This is a genomic window from Agrobacterium sp. LMR679, assembly GCF_027157905.1.
Lineage (GTDB): Bacteria > Pseudomonadota > Alphaproteobacteria > Rhizobiales > Rhizobiaceae > Agrobacterium > Agrobacterium leguminum.
On record NZ_JAPVOJ010000001.1, the window covers coordinates 2,167,851 to 2,185,715 of the forward strand.

Consider the following 17,865-nt stretch of genomic DNA (forward strand, 5'->3'; position numbering starts at 1 on the left):
ACGCTGCACATGTCGAATTGATTATTTCGTTTAATTGTTAAACCCATCGGAGGGCGAAATGGACGCAACTTCAAAACCGGCTGGCAAGTGTCCTGTCATGCATGGAGGCAACACGGCCTCGGGTAAATCGGTAACCGAATGGTGGCCGAATGCGCTGAACCTCGACATTCTGCATCAGCACGATACCAAGACCAATCCGCTCGGCACCTCCTTCAACTATCGCGAAGCCCTGAAGACGCTCGATGTCGAAGCGTTGAAGGCCGATCTGCGCGCCCTGATGACCGACAGCCAGGACTGGTGGCCGGCCGACTGGGGCAGCTATGTGGGCATGATGGCCCGCGTTACCTGGCATGCGGCCGGTTCCTACCGTGTGACTGACGGCCGCGGCGGCGCCAACACCGGCAACCAGCGTTTTGCTCCGCTCAATTCCTGGCCGGACAACGTGAACACCGACAAGGGCCGCCGCCTGCTGTGGCCGATCAAGAAGAAGTACGGCAACAAGATTTCCTGGGCAGACCTTATCGCGCTCGCCGGCACCATTGCCTACGACGTCGCCGGTCTGAAGACCTTCGGTTTCGCTTTCGGCCGCGAAGATATCTGGGCTCCGGAAAAGGACACCTATTGGGGTGACGAAAAGGAATGGCTGGCGCCAAGCGACGGCCGTTACGGCGACGTGAGCAAGCCAGAGACGCTGGAAAACCCGCTTGCCGCCGTGCAGATGGGCCTCATCTACGTCAACCCGGAAGGCGTGAACGGCAAGTCCGATCCGCTGGCGACAGCGGCGCAGATGCGCGAGACCTTTGCCCGCATGGGCATGGACGATGAGGAGACCGTGGCTCTCACCGCCGGCGGCCACACCATCGGCAAGTCGCACGGCAATGGCAGCGCCGCCAACCTCAGCCCCGATCCGGAAGCCGCAGGCCCGGAATATCAGGGTCTTGGCTGGATCAATACCAAGGGCCGCGGCATTGGCCGTGACACCGTGGTATCGGGCATCGAAGGCGCGTGGACCAGCGAGCCGACGAAGTGGGACAACGGCTTCTTCGACATGCTGTTCAAGCATGAGTGGACTTTGACGCACAGCCCCGCCGGTGCATCGCAATGGGCGCCGATCACCATTGCTGAAGAAGACAAGCCTGTCGATGTCGAGGACGCCTCGATCCGCACCATCCCGATGATGACCGATGCCGACATGGCCCTGAAGGTCGACCCGATCTACCGCGAGATTTCGCTGAAGTTCAAGGACGATCAGGACCACTTCTCTGACGTCTTCGCCCGCGCCTGGTTCAAGTTGACCCACCGCGACATGGGACCGAAGTCCCGTTATTTCGGCCCGGATGTTCCGGCTGAAGACCTGATCTGGCAAGACCCGGTTCCGGCAGGCTCCACGAGCTACAATGTCGCTGCCGTCAAGGCCAAGATCGCTGCTTCCGGCCTGCCGATTGCCGATCTGGTTTCGACTGCCTGGGACAGCGCCCGCACTTTCCGCGGCTCGGACAAGCGCGGCGGCGCCAATGGCGCACGTATCCGCCTTGCACCGCAGAAGGACTGGGAAGGCAATGAGCCCGCCCGTCTTTCCCGTGTGCTGTCCGTTCTGGAACAGATCGCCGGTGAAAGCAGCGCGAGCATCGCGGATGTGATCGTCCTGGCCGGCAATTACGGTGTGGAACAGGCGGCGAAAGCGGCTGGTTTCGATATCGCCGTGCCTTTCGCGCCCGGCCGTGGCGACGCTTCCGCCGAACAGACGGATGCCGACAGCTTCGCGCCATTGGAGCCGCTGGCGGATGGTTTCCGTAACTGGATCAAGAAGGACTATGTCGTCAGCCCGGAAGAGCTGCTGCTGGACCGCGCCCAGCTTCTTGGCCTGACCGCGCCGGAACTGACGGTACTCATCGGCGGCCTGCGCGTCATCGGTACCAACTACGCCGGTGTGGCGCATGGCGTGTTCACTGACAAGCCCGGCGCTCTGACGACGGACTTCTTCACCACGCTGACCGACATGGCCTATTCCTGGGTTCCGACCGGTAACAATCTCTATGAGATTCGCGACCGCAGAACGGGTGTGACGAAGTATACCGCGACCCGTGTGGACCTCGTCGTCGGATCGAACTCCATTCTGCGTGCGTATGCGGAAGTTTATGCGCAGGATGACAGCAGGGAGAAATTCGTGCGGGATTTCGTTGCCGCCTGGGCGAAAGTCATGAACGCCGACCGTTTCGACCTTCTGTAAGAAAAATCCGGCTGTTTAAGAATAAACACCTCCCCGGGAAATCGGGGAGGTGTTTTGCGTTATATCGACCGCCAAGGCGCAACGGTTGCCGTGACGGCGAAAGATTGCTGGCCGCCTATAGGCCTCATTATCTTGTTTGCGCAGGACGGTTTCCCTATCGCCGGTCCGAGGACGGAACCGGTTTGCCGGCCGGGGTTTTTCCGGCGTCTGGCGACGGGGCTTTGCCGTCCTTCTCGTTTTCATGCGCGTCCGGCCCAGCCACGATCACGCCACGGCCGTGCTCCTCGCGCTTCTTGTCTGCGAAATCGCCCGGTTCCTTCTTGCTGTCCATGGTAATCTCCGTTGTTGCACTTCTGTCAGGAGTTCAACGGCCGTCATGAGCAGAGGTTCCAGCGCGGTCGCCGCAGCGAATGTTTCATTTTATAACGATCTTTGCTATTAACATGAATTGATAAGTCATGTTATTGGAGCGGAACGCGATGACTGGCGCGATGCGCCCGTCTTTTGATTTCACCCGACCCAGACCCGACAACCGGACGGTACCCGCAGTGAGTTTCTGGCATTCCATGACCTGGCACACGGAAGGGATCAGCGTCACTGCGCCGGTGAAGTGGCGCCAGTTCGACGGGCTGGTCAGTGCTTTCTGGGAAGCGGAAAGCCAGATGGGAGCCAAGGGTTATTATCTGGCCGCCGATCCGCGCATCATGATCTTTTTCAACGATGTCTCATCGCGCATCAGCATGTCCAACCGCAACGGCGAATTTACCAACCATTCCCGGCCGATGACACGGGCGGTTTATGTGCCGGCCGGCGTGCCGATGTGGACGAGCAGCAGCGCCACGCACCGGTTCTCGCATCTCAACCTGCATATTCACAAGGATCGCCTGTTGCGTTTCCTGTCGCCCTCGGTCGGCAGTTCGGCGGCGATGACGGCGCTGCGCCGTCCGGTCGAGATACAGGATATCGGCTCGGTGGAAACCCTTGCCGGCCTGCTTGTCGATGAGCTGGCTGAACCCTCGAAACATGCCGTCTATGCAGAAAGCCTCGTCGGCAGCATCGTTGCCGGCCTGCTGGATATTCCCGGCCCTTCGCCGGAGCAGGCCAATGGCAGGCTGACGCAGGCGCAGTTGAACAAGCTTCTTGCCCAGGTCGAAAAGCGTGGCGACGACCGTATGACGGTTGCCGAGATGGCCGATATTGTCGGGCTTTCGGAAAGCTGGTTCGCCACCGTATTTCGCCAGACCACCGGCAAGACGCCGCTGCAATGGCAATTGGAGCGGCGCATCAATGCTGCCCAGAAACTTCTGCTGGAAGGCGATCTGACGGTGGCCGATATCGCCGCCCAGCTAGGCTTTTCCGATCAGGCCCATCTGACCAAGGCTTTCCGCCAGTCCGTGGGCAACACGCCCGCCGCCTGGCGACGGCTGCACCGGCTGCTTTGATAGCGGGTCGACCCTGCGCCGCCCATGATCAGCGGTTTGGCGCATTCCTCGAGCCTCTCTCCACGTCATCCTCGGGCTTGTCCCGAGGATCTGCCAACTTCAGACTAGATGAAACGTGGTTAGATCCTCGGGACAAGCCCGAGGATGATGTTGGGTGTTAGGAAAATTATGCAATATTTTGAAAAATATTGCTAATATCGGTTTTCACCATGTCTTTCGCAAGGTCACGGAAAACGCCCGGCCGGGATTGTAGAAGTCAGCGCCGAACCCGCCATAAGAGACGTGTTTTTCGTTGAAGACGTTGGAAACATTGACGTCCAGCGAGGCGGTTTCCTGAATCTTGTAGCTGAATGCCGCATCCACGGTCACGCTGCTTCCGGTTTCGACCTTGTTGGCATTGTCGAAATAATAAGCGCCGGTATAGCGGCCGCCGAGACCGAAGGTCATGTCGCCGAAATGGTCGTTGCCCGCAAGCGTGTAGTTGACCCACAATGAAGCCTGATGCTCGGGCACGAATTGCGGCCGGTTGCCAACATTGCCGCCGGTGCCGTTTTCAGTGATTTCCGCGTCGAGATAGGAATAGGCCGCCGTCAGGCTGAGATTGTCGGTCACTTCCGCCTTGGCTTCGAGATCGAGACCGCGCACGCGCACCTCGCCGATGGTCGTGGGCAGGCTGGTGATCGGGCTGGTGACGGTGATGTTGTTCTTCTTCAGATCGTAGATCGACGCGGTGAACAGGGCCGGGAAAGCGTCCGGACGATATTTCACGCCGAGTTCGATCTGCTCGCCGCGTTCGGGCTCCACCGTCAGACCGGATGCCGGCACCACCGATTCGGCATAGCTGATATAAGGCGCGATCTCATTGGTGATCTTGTAGGACACACCGATGCGCTTGGTCAGTTCGCTGATGTCGCCGCTGGCCGAGGTGCCGCGCAGGCGGTTGGTCTGCTCGGTGTCGATCCAGTCGTTGCGCAGGCCGGCGCTGACGATCAGCCTGTCGAAGAAGGTGAACTCCTGCTGGAGATAGATCGCCTTGGTCTTCTGGTCCGTCAGGGAGTCGGCATAGAGCGGCACTGAAGCGGGTGCGCCGGTATAGACCGGGTTCATCCAGTTGATGCTCGGCGCTGCGCCGAAGTAGCTTTTGCTGCCAGAGGTGTAGTCGTTATAAAAGACGCCGACGAGGCTGCGGCTTTCGACATTTTCAAACCGCGTATCGTATTGCAGGCGCGTGTCGATCAGGAAGTTCTCGGTCTCGGTGTCGTTGCCGAAATAGGACCGGTCGGCGATTGTCGAGCCGTTGGTCGGCGTGGACGAGATATAGGCGTAACCGAAGTCCGTATTCGCCTTGCTGTAACGGGCGTTGGAACTAAGCGTCAGGCCGGAGCCGAAATCGTGGTCGAACATCACGCTCAGCGAATTGCGGTTTGTGCCGCGATAATTGTAGTCCGGTTCGCCGAAGAAACGGCTCCGGTCGAAATGCGAGCCGACCGGATGGCCGCCGCCGCCCGGAACGCCATCCTTGTTGAGGTGGTCGTAAACCACGGTAAGGCTGGTGACGTCCGTGGGACGCCATGTCAGGCCGCCCATGAAGAATTTCTCGTCGTCACGGGAATAGTCATATTCCGCATCGGCATTTCTGAGCTTGCCGGTCAGTCGGTAGGACAGCGTGTCGTCGCTGGTGATGTTGTCGCCAAAGTCGAAGCCGGTTTCGGCGCGGCCATAGGAGCCGCCGGTGACATAGGCTTCACCGAAACGGGTGCGTTTCGGCACTTTTGTGGAATAATTCACCGAGCCGCCGGGATCTGAGACGCCAAAGGTGGTGGAATTGCCGCCCTTCAGCACTTCCACGCGCTCATAGGCATAGGTTTCCTCGCGCAGCGCGCCGAAGGGACGGCCAAGCGTCAACCCGTCGCGATAGGTATAAGCGTCGAAACCGCGAATCTTGAAATAGTCGAACCGGTCGTCGGAGCCGTAAAAATCCGTTGTCACACCGGCGGTATATTGCAGCGCTTCTTCCACGGTCTGCACGCCGCGCTGCTGCATTTCCTTGGCGGTGATGACGGAAACGGAAGCAGGTGTGTCGAGAATATCGGTCGCCATCTTGCTGCCGCTCGTGGTGCGGGTGGCGACGATGGACTTCTGGTCATTGTCACCGCTTTCGATGGTGATCCGTTCCAGAACCGTGCTGCTGTTCGTGTTGGCAGCCTCCTGCGCCAGCAAGGCGCCGGGCAGGGTGGCGACAAGCGCCGTGCAGGCAAGCAGCGCCGCATCCTGATAACGACGTCGCGCGGTTTTGCGGTGTCTGCCTTCGGTTTCGATATTCATTGGTATGTTCCAGAAGTTGATGCCCCGATCGCCGCTTCCACGGCCCACTCTCGAAGCGCCCAATAACTTGAGAAAGTTTGTCCGGTATTGTAACTTTTTGCGGTTTTGTACAAAACCCCGGAAATTTCACCGCTGTTGCGACGGCATTTCTTGCCTGGGCTTGACGGAGGCAAGTGAAGCTGAGAGTTCAAGTCCACTTTTGAACTTTTGAGAGCTCGCCAATGCTTCGCCCGTTCCGCTGCCTCATGCCGGTATTTGTGCTTTTCCTGTCGATGATCGCGCCGAATATGGCCTCGGCGGAGGAGACGACCAGCTATCCCGTCGTCATCAAACATGCTTTCGGCACGACCACGATCGCGAAGAAACCGCAGCGGGTCGCGACTGTCGCCTGGGCCAACCATGAGGTGCCGCTGGCGCTCGGCATCGTGCCTGTCGGTTTTGCGGCGGCCAATTTCGGCGATGATGATGGCGATGGCCTGCTGCCATGGGTGGCGAAGCGGCTTGCCGAACTCAACGCGGCAAAGCCGGTGCTGTTCGACGAGGGTGACGGCATCGACTTCGAGGCCGTGGCGGCGACGCAGCCGGATGTCATCCTTGCCGCCTATTCAGGCCTCAGCCAGTCCGACTACGATACGCTGAGCCAGATCGCCCCTGTCGTCGCCTATCCCGTTTCTCCCTGGGCGACGGACTGGCGCGAGATGATCCGGTTGAACAGCGCCGGCCTTGGCATGGTTGCGGAAGGTGAGGCGCTCATCAAACGCATCGAGGGCGAGATTGCGCAGGTCGTTGCCGGCCATCCGCAGCTGAAGGGCAAGTCGGCCATGTTCGTCACCCATCTCGATGCCACCAATCTCAGCGTCGTCAATTTCTATACGGCCAATGACACCAGGGTGAAGTTCTTCGCCGATCTTGGACTTGCCTCGCCGAAAAGCGTCGTGGAAGCCACGAAGCCGGGGCAATTCGCCGCCGGCGTCAGCGCTGAACGTGTCGATGCCTTCGACGATGTCGATATCGTCGTGACCTATGGCAGTGAACCGCTGCTGAACGCCATGCGGGCCGATCCGCTTCTCGCCCGCATGCCGGCCGTCGCCAACGATGCCATCGTCATGCTGGGCCGCGACCCGCTCGGCACCGCCTCCAATCCCACGCCGCTGTCGATTTCGTGGGTGTTGAAGGACTATGCCGATCTTCTGGCAAAGGCTGCGGATAAATCCTTCGGGAAATCGCAGTGACAATGTCTGGACCCGGCAAAGCGACGGCCGTGCTGCTCGCCGGCCGCTCCAACCGCGTGCGAATGGCTTGGCTCGGCGCGGTGCTGGCGCTTCTCGCACTGCTTTGTGCGTTGTCCGTCGCCATCGGCACGCGTGACGTCTCTTTTGCGGATATTGTTGGTGGGCTCAGCGGCCGCGTCGAGACGGTTGCAGAGGCGGCCGTCGCCGTACGCCTGCCGCGCACGCTGCTTGCCCTGCTTTCCGGCGCCGCACTCGGGCTGGCCGGTGCCATCATGCAGGGTGTCACCCGCAATCCGCTTGCAGATCCCGGCATTCTCGGTGTGAACATGGGGGCGTCGCTCGCCGTTGTCATCGGCATCGTCTGGTTCGGCATCGCCTCGGCTCAGGCCTTCATCATGGTCGCGATTGCCGGGGCGGGGGTATCGGCGGTTTTCGTTTATGTTGTCGGCTCGCTCGGCCGAGGCGGGGCGACCCCGCTGAAACTCGCACTTGCGGGTGCCGCCACCTCCGTCGCCTTTTCCTCGCTCGTCATCGCCGTCGTTCTGCCGCGCAGCGATATTGCCGGCGGCATCCGCTCCTGGCAGATCGGCGGCGTCGGAGGGGCGACTTTCGAGCGCATCGAGACCGTGCTGCCCTTTCTGGCCGCCGGTTTCATCATCAGCCTGCTTTCGGCGCGCAAGCTGAATTCTCTGGCGCTCGGAGACGAACTCGCCGCCGGGCTTGGCGAGAATGTTGCGGTGGCCCGAGCCGTGGCCTCCTTCGGCGCCATTCTGCTCTGCGGTGCGGCCACAGCCATCTGCGGGCCGATCGGTTTTGTCGGGCTGGTGGTGCCGCATCTCTGCCGTCTGCTCGTCGGTGTGGACAATCGCTGGCTGCTGCCATTTTCTGCCCTTGGCGGGGCGTGCCTGCTGCTTGCCGCCGATATTGTCGGGCGCATCGTGGCGCGGCCGTCGGAACTCGATGTCGGCGTCGTCACCGCACTTGTCGGCGCGCCTTTCTTCATCTGGATTGTCAGACGCCAGAGGGTGCGTGAATTGTGACCATGTACGCTCCCGTCATCGAAAATCTCGTCTTCAATCGCCATGCCCGCCAGCGCCGGCGTCGCCTTGTCATCGCTGCCCTGTCGGCGCTTCTGATTGCCGCTTTCGCAACAACGCTGATGCTCGGGCAATCCTTCACGCCGCCCGGCGATGTCATTCGCGTTCTGCTGGGGCAGGACATTGCCGGCGTAACTTTCACCGTCGGGCAGTTGCGCCTGCCGCGCGCGCTGCTTTCAATTCTGGCAGGCCTGAGCTTCGGGCTTGGCGGCGTCGCCTTCCAGATCATGCTGCGCAACCCGCTCGCCAGCCCTGACATTATCGGGATCAGTTCCGGGGCGAGTGCGGCAGCCGTTTTCGCCATCGTCGTCCTGCAAATGAACGGGCCGCTGGTCTCAGTCTTCGCCGTCGCGGCCGGTCTTGGCGTTGCGCTTCTCGTCTATCTCCTGTCCTTCCGCAACGGCGTGGCCGGAACGCGGCTGATCCTCGTCGGCATCGGCGTTTCAGCCATGCTGGAAAGCTTCATCGCCTATATCCTCTCCGTCGCGCCGGCATGGACGCTGCAGGAGGCGATGCGTTGGCTGACCGGCAGCGTCAACGGCGCGAAAATCGCCCAGCTGCTGCCGCTCCTCATTGCGCTCATCCTTTTCGGCGGCCTGCTCCTCAGCCGTGCGCGTGATCTGGAAGCGTTGAGACTGGGAGACGATGCCGCTGCAGCGCTTGGTGTGCGGGTGGGGCGAACGCGGATCATCGTCATCATCGCTGCCGTCGGCATGATCGCCTTTGCAACGGCGATCTCGGGTCCCATCGCGTTTGTCGCTTTCCTCTCCGGGCCGATTGCGGCGCGCATCGTCGGCAGCAACGGCTCGCTGCTCCTTCCTGCGGCGCTGGTTGGGGCGGCGCTGGTGCTGGTTGGCGATTATTGCGGCCAGTTCCTGTTGCCGGGCCGTTATCCGGTCGGCGTCGTTACCGGCGCGCTCGGTGCGCCCTATCTGATTTACCTGATCGTGCGGGTCAACCGCAGCGGAGGCTCGTTATGACCGGCCACTCCCTTTCCGTGAACGGCCTGTCGGCCGGCTACGGCGAAAACCTCATCATCGAGGGACTGGATCTCACCGTTCCGCGCGGGAAGATCACCGTCATCGTCGGCGCCAATGCCTGCGGCAAGTCCACCCTGCTGCGCAGCATGTCGCGGCTCATCACGCCGCGCGCCGGCCAGGTGCTGCTCGATGGGAAATCGATCCATCGTCTTGCCTCGCGCGACCTCGCACGGCGCATGGGCCTTTTGCCGCAATCGCCGATAGCGCCGGAGGGCATCGTGGTTGCCGATCTCGTCAGCCGTGGCCGGCACCCGCATCACGGCCTGTTTGCCCGCTGGTCGCGACAGGACGACGAGGCCGTTGCCGCAGCCCTTGTCGCCACCGATACGGTGGAACTGGCCGAGCGGCCGGTGGACGAGCTTTCCGGCGGCCAGCGGCAACGCGTCTGGATCGCCATGGCGCTCGCCCAGCAGACAGACATATTGCTGCTGGATGAACCGACCACCTTCCTCGACATCAGCCACCAGGTCGAGGTGCTGGACCTTCTGACCGACCTCAACCACGCCCGGGAGACCACCATCGTCATGGTGCTGCACGACCTCAATCTAGCAGCCCGTTATGCCGATCATCTCGTGGCCATGAGGGAGGGGAAGCTGCATGTCTTCGGCACGCCGGAGGAAGTATTGACGGAGGAGAATGTCCGCCACGTCTTCGGCATCGAAAGCCGGGTCATCGAAGATCCGACCTCTGGCAAGCCGATGATGCTGCCGATCGGGCGGCATCGGACGTTGGCTGATGCCGTCAGGTGCTGATTATGCCGCCCTGTGTTTGCTAGTGAGCTGAAAACCCAAGGAGTTGAGGACGGCTATCGTCGTTTCAAGCGTCGGATTTCCCGCTTCGCTGAGCGACTTGTAAAGATGCTCTCTGGCAAGTCCGGTTTCACGCGCGACCTGCGTCATGCCTTTTGCGCGCGCGATGACACCAAGCGCATTTGCAATGTATGCCGCATCGTTGGTAGCGAACGCATCCTCCAGAAACACCTCAATGGCTTCATTGCTCCTGAGGTGTTCGGCGGGATCAAAGTTCGTGAATTTCTCACTCATCGTCATCACTCCATTGCGCCGCAATCTGCCTTGCGGCTTTGATATCTTTCTCTTGGGTGCTTTTGTCCCCGCCACAAAGGAGAACGATAATGACATCGCCTGACCTTACGAAATAAACCCGATAGCCTGGCCCATAATGGATGCGCAATTCGCTGATGCCATTGCCAACGGGAGCGACGTCGCCTGCATGACCAAAGGAAAGCCTGTTCAGGCGGGACGTAATCAGAGCCTTGCCCCGTTCATCCTTCAGTTTCCCAAACCATTTTTGAAATGTTGCAGATTGCTTTAGCTGCATTGCAATCGAGATTGTAATTTATAAGTTACAAAATGTGAAGATGGAATATTGAAAACTGAAATCGGATAGGTGAAAGATGTTGCCGGTCTGGCAGCACAGGAAAACTGTCGGACTGCAATGGATAGCAATAAGCCGCTGACGTTACAGCCTTATGCCAAGACGTCACGGCCAGGCCGCATAGGATGGCGGCGGCACGTTCTGCATCCGCATTGCGGCCCGGCGGAAACGTCCCGGAGACGTGCCCTCGTTGCGGGTGAAGAAACGATTGAAATAGCCGGGGTCCTGAAAGCCCAATCGAAAGGCGATTTCAGCAACTTGCAGCGATGAGTTGAGAAGAAGGTCGCGTGCTTCGGATAGCAACTCGCGGTGAATATAGGCTTGCGGCGAAAGCCCCGTGGCCTTGCGCACCGCAAATCCCAGCCGTTCACGGTTCACGCTCATATATCTGGCATAATCGTCCACGCCCCATTGGTCGCGTTTGTGCTGGCTTACCAGCAGGACGAACCGTTCGGTAAGGCTGCCGGGGGTGGAGATGGCGGCGGCAATATCGGCGATGGCGTGCTGGCAGATGCGGATGAGGGTAACGGAGAGCAGGCTGGCGATGATCGTGTCGGAACCGGTTGTTGCGCGGACATTTTCGCTGGCGATGGTCTCGAGATAACCCGCCAGCTCCTGCCGGTCCTTTTCCGCTGGCACCTGCGTCAGAACACGCTGCAATATGTTGCGCACGGCGCTGGCGCTCGTGCCGGTGGGCATCGCATGGGCAAGCCCGATTTCGCTCGTCCTCAGCAGCGATCCACGGCTTCCAGCATTCAGGCGCAGGCGGCCGGCGGGGCCGATGGGCAGCCAGACGAGTCCCGGTGCTACGAGCGGCAGCGTCTTTTCACCTTGGAGAATTTCCGCTTCACCGGCGGAAAGGAGAAGCAGATGGGCGCTGTCCGATTCCAGCCGCAACTCCGATACGCGCAATGACGAGGAGAGGTTGCGTGCGGTTATCTCAGCGCGATTGCCGGCAATCTGGCTTTGCAGCGGCATTCAACCTCCAAAAGTACAATAATGCGCTACACTAGTGCATTTTATATGCGGCTGTCATTGCTAAACTTTGCTCAGCGCAGGGGAAAGCCTTGAGGAGAACGGCAACCCCGATAAGGCGCTTTGGGAGGAACATCATGAATAGTCTGAAGCGCAGAACGCTGTTCTGCCTGCTCTCCGGTGCTGCCCTGTCGGTGGTATCTTTCGGTGTTGCCAATGCGCAGGACCGTACCTCGGTGAAGATCGGTTATGCCGTTTCAAAAAGCGGCGCCAATGCCACAGGTGCTGGCATCACCACCATTCCAAACTACAAATTATGGGTGAAGGAGGTCAACGATGCCGGCGGCCTCACTTTGCCGGATGGCAAGCGCCTGCCGGTGGAAGTGGTCGAATATGACGACCGTTCCTCGGCCGAGGATGCGGTGCGGTTCACCGAGCGTCTGGCCAGCCAGGACAAGGTCGATTTCATTCTGCCGCCCTGGGGCACGGGCTTCAATCTGGCCGTCGCCCCGCTTTATGAGCGCTTCGGTTATCCGCAGCTTGCGGTTACCGGTGTGACCGACAAGGCGCCCGAATTTGCCGCGCGCTGGAAGAAGAGCTTCTGGATGCTGGGCGGCGGCCATGATTATGCCAATGCGCTGGCCGACGTTTTGAAAGCCGCACGCGAGGCCGGCCAGATCAATGACAAGGTCGCGGTGATTTCCGTGGCTGACGGTTTCGGCATCGATCTCATCAAGGCTGCGCGACCGGCGCTGAAGGAAGCGGGTTTCACACTCGCCTACGACAAGACCTATCCGGTTGGCACTTCGGATTTCGCAGCACTTGTGAACGAGGCGGCGGCGAGCGGGGCCGACAGCTTCATCGCCTTTTCCTATCCGCCCGACAGTTTTGCGGTGACGAAACAGGCGCAGACGGCCCGGTTTAACCCGAAGGTTCTTTATGTCGGCGTCGGCGGTGCTTTCCCGATCTTCCCGAAGGTCTCCGATGGCAAGCAGGAAGGCGTGATCAGCATCGGCGGCGTTGATGGCAGCAGCGACAGGATCGAGGATTATTTCAAGCGCCACGAGGCCTTTATCGGCGCCAAGCCGGACAGTTGGGCAAGCGCCATCACCTATGCGAGCCTCGAAATGCTGGCCCAGTCCGTTCAACGCGTCGGCCTCGACAAGGCGGCGGTGGCAAATGAACTTTCGACGGGAAGCTTCGACACCATCATCGGCCCGGTCAAGCTTGAAGACAACCAGCTTCGGCAGCTCTGGTGGGCGGGGCAATGGCAGGGTGACCGCTTTGTGGCGATTGCGCCGGCGGACCGTTCAGGCGTGGCAAAGCCGGTCATTCCGAAGCCGCAATGGTGAGCCTTTGCCGGCCGGGGCCGTGAACCCCGGCCGGCAGGCTTCCGCCATGTTCCAGACTGGAGATACTTCCTTGTTTTTATCCACCCTCATCTTCGGCTTGATGCTGGGAGGGACCTATGCGCTGATTGCGCTTGGACTTTCGCTGCAATATGGCATCGCCCGCATCATGAACCTTGCTTATGGCGAAGTGCTGATTGCGGCTGCCTTCATCGCCTTCGTGCTGTTTTCCAGCTATGGCCTGTCGCCGCTCTGGTCGCTGTTCATCATCGTGCCGCTCGGTTACGCCCTGTCTTTCGCGCTCTACCGGGTCATGATGCGGCCGCTCGTGCGCCGTTCGGGCGGCTCCAGCCGTCTGGAAGTCGATTCCATTCTGGCGACCTTCGGGCTGCTCTTCGTTATCCAGGGCATCATGCTTGTTGCGTTTGGCGGCAACTACCATTCCTATTCCTATCTCGCCGAAGGCATCGACATCTTCGGCACGACCGTGGCGCTCAACCGGCTCTTGTCCTTCGGCCTGTCGGTCGCGATCGGTGGCGGGCTTTATCTGGCGCTCACCCACAGCCGCTGGGGTCTCAACCTGCGGGCGGTGGCGCTTGCGCCCAAATCCGCACCGCTGGTCGGCATCGATGTGAACCGTGTGGCCTCGATCGGCTTTGCCCTTGGCGGCGCACTCGCCGTGGCGGGTGGAGTGATGATCTCGATGTACCAGACCTTTTCCGCCTCCTATGGCGTGGTCTTCACCATGAAGGCGCTTGTCGTTGTCATCATGGGCGGTGTCGGCAATCTGCTTGGTGCGCTGGTGGCCGGCCTGCTGCTCGGCCTCGTGGAAACCTTCGTGCTCGTTTATGTCGATCCCGGCCTCACGCTTGCCGCCACCTATCTGCTTTTCCTCGTGGTGCTGCTCTGGCGTCCGGAAGGCATCTTCGCAAGGAGGGGCAAATGATCCCGCTTCTCATCGGCCTTGCCGCAGCTGCGCTGCTGGCGCTTTCCCCCTTCTTTTTCGATGCCTATGGCGTCGGCGTCATCATCGGCCTTCTCGGTTATGCGACGCTCGCCTCCGCCTGGGCGATGTTTTCCGGCCCGACCCGCTATATTTCGCTCGCCACCGTCGCTTTCTTCGGTGTCGGGGCCTATACGGTCGCGGTGCTGAGCGAGATTTTGCCCTGGCCGCTGGTGCTCCTGTGCGCGGCCCTTGTCGGCGCGTCGCTGGCGCTTGTCGTCGGGCTTTCCACACTGCGCGTCGCCGGCATTTATTTCGTGATCTTTTCCTTTGGCCTTGCCGAACTCATCCGCCAGCTCATCACCTGGTATGAGGTGAATGTGACCGGCACGCTCGGGCGCTATATCTTCCTGCCGCTGGAGCCGCAGCATGTGCTCTGGCAATTGCTGGCGCTGGCTATCATCACCCTTCTGCTGGTGATCCTGATTGACCGCAGCAAGCTCGGACTGGCATTGAAGGCAATCGGTGACGACGAGGTCGTGGCCGCCCATGCGGGCATCAATCTCGCCCGCACCAAGCTGACGCTCTTCGTGCTTTCGGCCACGATCATCACGCTTGTCGGCGCCATTCAGGCCCCGCGCTGGGTCTATATCGAGCCGGCCATCGTCTTTAATCCGCAGGTCTCGTTCCTCACCGTCATCATGGCGTTGCTTGGCGGAGCCACACGCCGCTGGGGACCCATTCTCGGTGCGGTGCCGCTGTTCCTGCTGTTCGAGTGGCTGGGCGCCAACTTCCCCAACCATTTTTCCATCATTCTCGGCGCTCTCTTCATCCTCATCGTCTTCGTGCTGCCGGATGGCGTGCTGGCGGCGCTGGGGAAGCTGCGCAAAAAGGAGAAAGCCGCATGAGCGCCGTTCTCGAAATCACCGATATCCGCAAGACCTTCGGCGGGCTGAAGGCGGTGGATGGCCTTGGCCTCACCATCGAGGCCGGCGAGGTCGTCGGGCTGCTCGGGCCGAACGGCTCCGGCAAGACGACGCTGATGAACCTGATCTCCGGGGCGCTGAAGCCGACGGAAGGGTCGATAAGGCTCAAAGGGCAGGAGATTGCCGGCCGGCGGCCGGATGTGATTGCGCGCGCCGGCGTGGCGCGCACCTTTCAGCTGGTGCGGCTTTTGCCGTCGCTTTCCCTGCTTGAAAACGTTGCCGTATCGGCCATGTTCGGGCCGAAGCGGCTTTCGCGTCCCGAGGCGGAGAAGGTCGCGCGCGCCTGCCTCGAAAGAATAGGTCTTGCCGGGCGCGAAACCATGCCGGCCGGCGATCTCACCTATATCGACCAGAAACGGCTGGAACTGGCGCGTGCGCTGGCGGGTGAACCGAAGCTTCTGCTTCTCGACGAATGGCTTGCGGGCCTCAACCCCACGGAGCTGCAGGAAGGAATAGCGCTGATCCGGCGGCTGGCATCCGAGGGTACGACGATCCTGCTGGTCGAACATATCATGGCCGCCGTGCGCGCACTCTGCCCGCGATCCGTGGTCATGGCGGCCGGTCGCAAGATCGCCGATGGGCCGACGGCCGTGGTGCTTGATGATCCGCAGGTCATTTCCGCCTATCTGGGAGCGGCACATGCTTGAAATAGACGCACTGACAATCCGTTACGGCAAACATCTCGCGGTTGACGGCATATCGCTCAATGTGGCCAAGGGCGAAACGGTGGTGCTGCTTGGCGCCAATGGCGCCGGCAAGTCATCACTGCTGAAAGCGGTCGGCGGCATGGTGGCTCCGGCCTCCGGAGACGTGCGCGTCAACGGTTCGTCGCTTGCCGCTGTTCCCGCCCATCAGATCGTGGAGCGGGGCGTGGCGCTGGTGCCGGAGGGGCGCGGAATTTTCGCGGCGCTGACGGTGGAGGACAATCTCCGTCTCGGGGCCAATCCCCGTCATGCCCGTTCAGCGGAAAAGGCGACACGAGAGCATATTTTTGCACTGTTTCCCCGCCTTGCGGAGCGGCGGCAGCAGCTTGCCGGCACCATGTCCGGCGGCGAACAGCAGATGGTCGCCATCGGGCGGGCTTTGATGTCGGCGCCGGATTATCTGCTGCTGGACGAGCCGAGCCTTGGGCTTGCGCCCATCGTCACGCAGGAACTTTTTGCCGCCCTGGCGGAAATCAAAAAGAGCGGCCTTTCCATTCTGCTTGTGGAGCAGAATGTGCGCGAAAGCCTCGCACTTGCCGATCGCGGTTATTTGCTGGAAGCAGGACGGATCGTCGGGGCAGGCACGGCGCAAGCCCTGTCCGCCGATCCCGCCGTGCAACGGGCGTTTCTCGGCGGCACCACCGCCGCCATTGTCTGAACTCAGGAGAAAGACCATGCAGACTGTCAATCTTTTCATCGGCGGCGATCATTGCCCGGCCGCGAGCGGCAAGCGTTTCGAACGCAGCAACCCCATTACCGGCGATGTGGCGACGAGTGCTGCGGCGGCAACGGTGGAGGACGCCACCCGTGCGGCCGATGCCGCGGCCGCTGCCTTTCCCGTCTGGTCGGCAACGCCGCCCGGTGAACGCCGCCGCCTGCTTCTGGCCGCCGCGCAGGCGCTTCTCGCCGCCGGGCCTGACATTACCCAGGCGATGAAGGAAGAAATTGGCGCAACCGATGCCTGGGCCGGGTTCAACGTCAAACTGGCGAGCGACATGCTGGTGGAGGCGGCAAGCCTGACGACCCAGATCAAGGGCGAGATCATTCCCTCCAACCGTCCGGGAACCATGGCAATGGCATTGCGCCAGCCGGCAGGTGTTGTCCTGTCAATGGCGCCGTGGAATGCGCCTGTTATTCTCGGCGTGCGTTCCATCGCCACGCCACTTGCCTGCGGCAATACGGTTGTCATGAAGACTTCGGAACTCTGCCCGCGCACCCATGCGCTGATCATCGAGGCGGTCGCTTCCGCCGGTCTGCCCAAGGGCGTGCTCAACGCCGTCTCCAATGCACCGGAAGATGCGGCGAAGATCGTCGATACGCTGATCGCGCACCCCGCCGTCAGACGCGTGAACTTCACCGGCTCGACCCGCGTCGGCCGGGTGATTGCCGAAACCGCCGGCCGTTATCTGAAACCCGCTTTGCTGGAGCTTGGCGGCAAGGCGCCGTTCATCGTGCTTGATGACGCCGATATCGATGCGGCTGTCGCGGCTGCTGCCTTCGGCGCCTATATGAACCAGGGCCAGATCTGCATGTCGACGGAGCGCATAATAGTGCTCGACAGCGTTGCCGATACATTTGTCGAAGCCTTTGCCAAAAGGCTTCGAGCCTCACGGCCGGCGATCCGCGTGAGGGCAAAACACCGCTCGGCTCGCTGGTCAGCGCCGAAGCGACATCGCGCATCCGAGCGCTGGTGGATGATGCCGTCTCCAAGGGCGCGCGGCTGGCCGCGGGCGGCGGCGGCAATGGCACGATGGTGGATGCGATCGCCGTCGATGGCGTCACGCCCGGCATGCGGCTTTATGCGGAGGAGAAGCTTCGGTCCCGTCGTCTCCATCATCCGGGCCGGTAGCATCGATGAGGCGGTGAGCATCGCCAACGAAACCGAGTTTGGTCTTTCCGCGGCGATTTTCGGCAGGGATCAGGCAAGGGCGCTTGCCATTGCCGCCCGCATCGAAAGCGGCATTTGCCACATCAACGGCCCGACTGTTCACGATGAGGCGCAGATGCCTTTCGGCGGCGTCAAGGCCTCCGGATACGGCCGTTTTGGCGGCACGGCGGGCATTGCGGAATTCACCGAGCTGCGCTGGGTCACGCTGCAGGACGGGCCGCTGCATTATCCCATCTGAATCGCAAACGGTACGGGCTGG

The 17,865-nt window shown here is 61.2% G+C and carries 16 protein-coding genes and 1 pseudogene; 12 read left to right on the top strand and 5 right to left on the bottom strand.

Annotated features, from left to right (window positions below; genetic code table 11):
* The first annotated feature begins 58 nt into the window (after positions 1 to 58).
* Entirely contained in the window at positions 59 to 2,230 is a 2,172-nt protein-coding gene (gene katG / locus O3W47_RS10025; RefSeq protein ID WP_269313612.1) for a catalase/peroxidase HPI, read from the top strand.
* Positions 2,231 to 2,384: 154 nt separating this feature from the next.
* Here the strand turns inward: katG and O3W47_RS10030 are convergent, their stop codons facing one another.
* A complete protein-coding gene (locus O3W47_RS10030) occupies positions 2,385 to 2,561 on the bottom strand; it encodes a hypothetical protein (RefSeq protein ID WP_174058825.1) in 177 nt (58 codons plus the stop codon).
* Between the two features lie 217 nt (positions 2,562 to 2,778).
* Between O3W47_RS10030 and O3W47_RS10035 the strand changes: the two genes are divergently transcribed.
* Entirely contained in the window at positions 2,779 to 3,672 is an 894-nt protein-coding gene (locus O3W47_RS10035) for a helix-turn-helix domain-containing protein (protein WP_003521761.1), read from the top strand.
* A 204-nt stretch (positions 3,673 to 3,876) separates the two neighbouring features.
* Here O3W47_RS10035 and O3W47_RS10040 read toward each other — a convergent pair whose 3' ends face one another.
* Positions 3,877 to 5,997, bottom strand: a complete 2,121-nt coding sequence (locus O3W47_RS10040) for a TonB-dependent siderophore receptor (RefSeq protein ID WP_269313613.1) — start codon at positions 5,995 to 5,997, stop codon at positions 3,877 to 3,879.
* A 221-nt stretch (positions 5,998 to 6,218) separates the two neighbouring features.
* Between O3W47_RS10040 and O3W47_RS10045 the strand changes: the two genes are divergently transcribed.
* The 4 genes from O3W47_RS10045 to O3W47_RS10060 are packed head-to-tail and all read left to right on the top strand — an operon-like array spanning position 6,219 to position 10,118.
* Positions 6,219 to 7,229 (top strand): iron-siderophore ABC transporter substrate-binding protein, encoded by a 1,011-nt coding sequence (locus O3W47_RS10045; protein WP_269313614.1) that lies wholly within the window; start codon positions 6,219 to 6,221, stop codon positions 7,227 to 7,229.
* A gap of 2 nt (positions 7,230 to 7,231) precedes the next feature.
* Positions 7,232 to 8,269: a FecCD family ABC transporter permease gene (locus tag O3W47_RS10050; protein WP_442864617.1), complete on the top strand. Its 1,038-nt coding sequence runs from the start codon at positions 7,232 to 7,234 to the stop codon at positions 8,267 to 8,269.
* A gap of 2 nt (positions 8,270 to 8,271) precedes the next feature.
* Positions 8,272 to 9,306: a FecCD family ABC transporter permease gene (locus O3W47_RS10055; RefSeq protein ID WP_269313616.1), complete on the top strand. Its 1,035-nt coding sequence runs from the start codon at positions 8,272 to 8,274 to the stop codon at positions 9,304 to 9,306.
* Positions 9,303 to 10,118 carry an ABC transporter ATP-binding protein gene (locus O3W47_RS10060; RefSeq protein ID WP_269313617.1) on the top strand — a complete coding sequence of 272 codons (816 nt, stop codon included), beginning with the start codon at positions 9,303 to 9,305 and terminating at the stop codon, positions 10,116 to 10,118. Before O3W47_RS10055 ends, O3W47_RS10060 begins: the two co-directional genes overlap by 4 nt.
* Here O3W47_RS10060 and O3W47_RS10065 read toward each other — a convergent pair whose 3' ends face one another.
* The 3 genes from O3W47_RS10065 to O3W47_RS10075 form a co-directional block, all read right to left on the bottom strand.
* On the bottom strand, positions 10,119 to 10,409 hold the full coding sequence (locus O3W47_RS10065; protein ID WP_269313618.1) for an addiction module antidote protein: 291 nt from the start codon (positions 10,407 to 10,409) through the stop codon (positions 10,119 to 10,121).
* Positions 10,402 to 10,704: a type II toxin-antitoxin system RelE/ParE family toxin gene (locus O3W47_RS10070; protein ID WP_269313619.1), complete on the bottom strand. Its 303-nt coding sequence runs from the start codon at positions 10,702 to 10,704 to the stop codon at positions 10,402 to 10,404. The genes O3W47_RS10065 and O3W47_RS10070 overlap by 8 nt, the downstream gene beginning before the upstream one ends.
* Positions 10,705 to 10,866: 162 nt before the next feature.
* On the bottom strand, positions 10,867 to 11,739 hold the full coding sequence (locus O3W47_RS10075) for a helix-turn-helix transcriptional regulator (protein WP_269313620.1): 873 nt from the start codon (positions 11,737 to 11,739) through the stop codon (positions 10,867 to 10,869).
* Between the two features lie 134 nt (positions 11,740 to 11,873).
* Between O3W47_RS10075 and O3W47_RS10080 the strand changes: the two genes are divergently transcribed.
* From O3W47_RS10080 to O3W47_RS10105, 6 genes and pseudogenes are all read left to right on the top strand, one after another.
* On the top strand, positions 11,874 to 13,088 hold the full coding sequence (locus O3W47_RS10080) for an amino acid ABC transporter substrate-binding protein (RefSeq protein WP_269313621.1): 1,215 nt from the start codon (positions 11,874 to 11,876) through the stop codon (positions 13,086 to 13,088).
* 70 nt (positions 13,089 to 13,158) lie between these two features.
* Positions 13,159 to 14,031, top strand: a complete 873-nt coding sequence (locus O3W47_RS10085) for a branched-chain amino acid ABC transporter permease (RefSeq protein ID WP_262530769.1) — start codon at positions 13,159 to 13,161, stop codon at positions 14,029 to 14,031.
* Positions 14,028 to 14,936 carry a branched-chain amino acid ABC transporter permease gene (locus O3W47_RS10090; protein WP_269313622.1) on the top strand — a complete coding sequence of 303 codons (909 nt, stop codon included), beginning with the start codon at positions 14,028 to 14,030 and terminating at the stop codon, positions 14,934 to 14,936. Before O3W47_RS10085 ends, O3W47_RS10090 begins: the two co-directional genes overlap by 4 nt.
* Positions 14,933 to 15,661 (top strand): ABC transporter ATP-binding protein, encoded by a 729-nt coding sequence (locus O3W47_RS10095; RefSeq protein WP_269313623.1) that lies wholly within the window; start codon positions 14,933 to 14,935, stop codon positions 15,659 to 15,661. The genes O3W47_RS10090 and O3W47_RS10095 overlap by 4 nt, the downstream gene beginning before the upstream one ends.
* Positions 15,654 to 16,376 (top strand): ABC transporter ATP-binding protein, encoded by a 723-nt coding sequence (locus tag O3W47_RS10100; RefSeq protein WP_269313624.1) that lies wholly within the window; start codon positions 15,654 to 15,656, stop codon positions 16,374 to 16,376. The genes O3W47_RS10095 and O3W47_RS10100 overlap by 8 nt, the downstream gene beginning before the upstream one ends.
* Before the next feature lie 16 nt (positions 16,377 to 16,392).
* A pseudogene (locus tag O3W47_RS10105) lies at positions 16,393 to 17,844 on the top strand (aldehyde dehydrogenase).
* Positions 17,845 to 17,865: the final 21 nt, after the last annotated feature.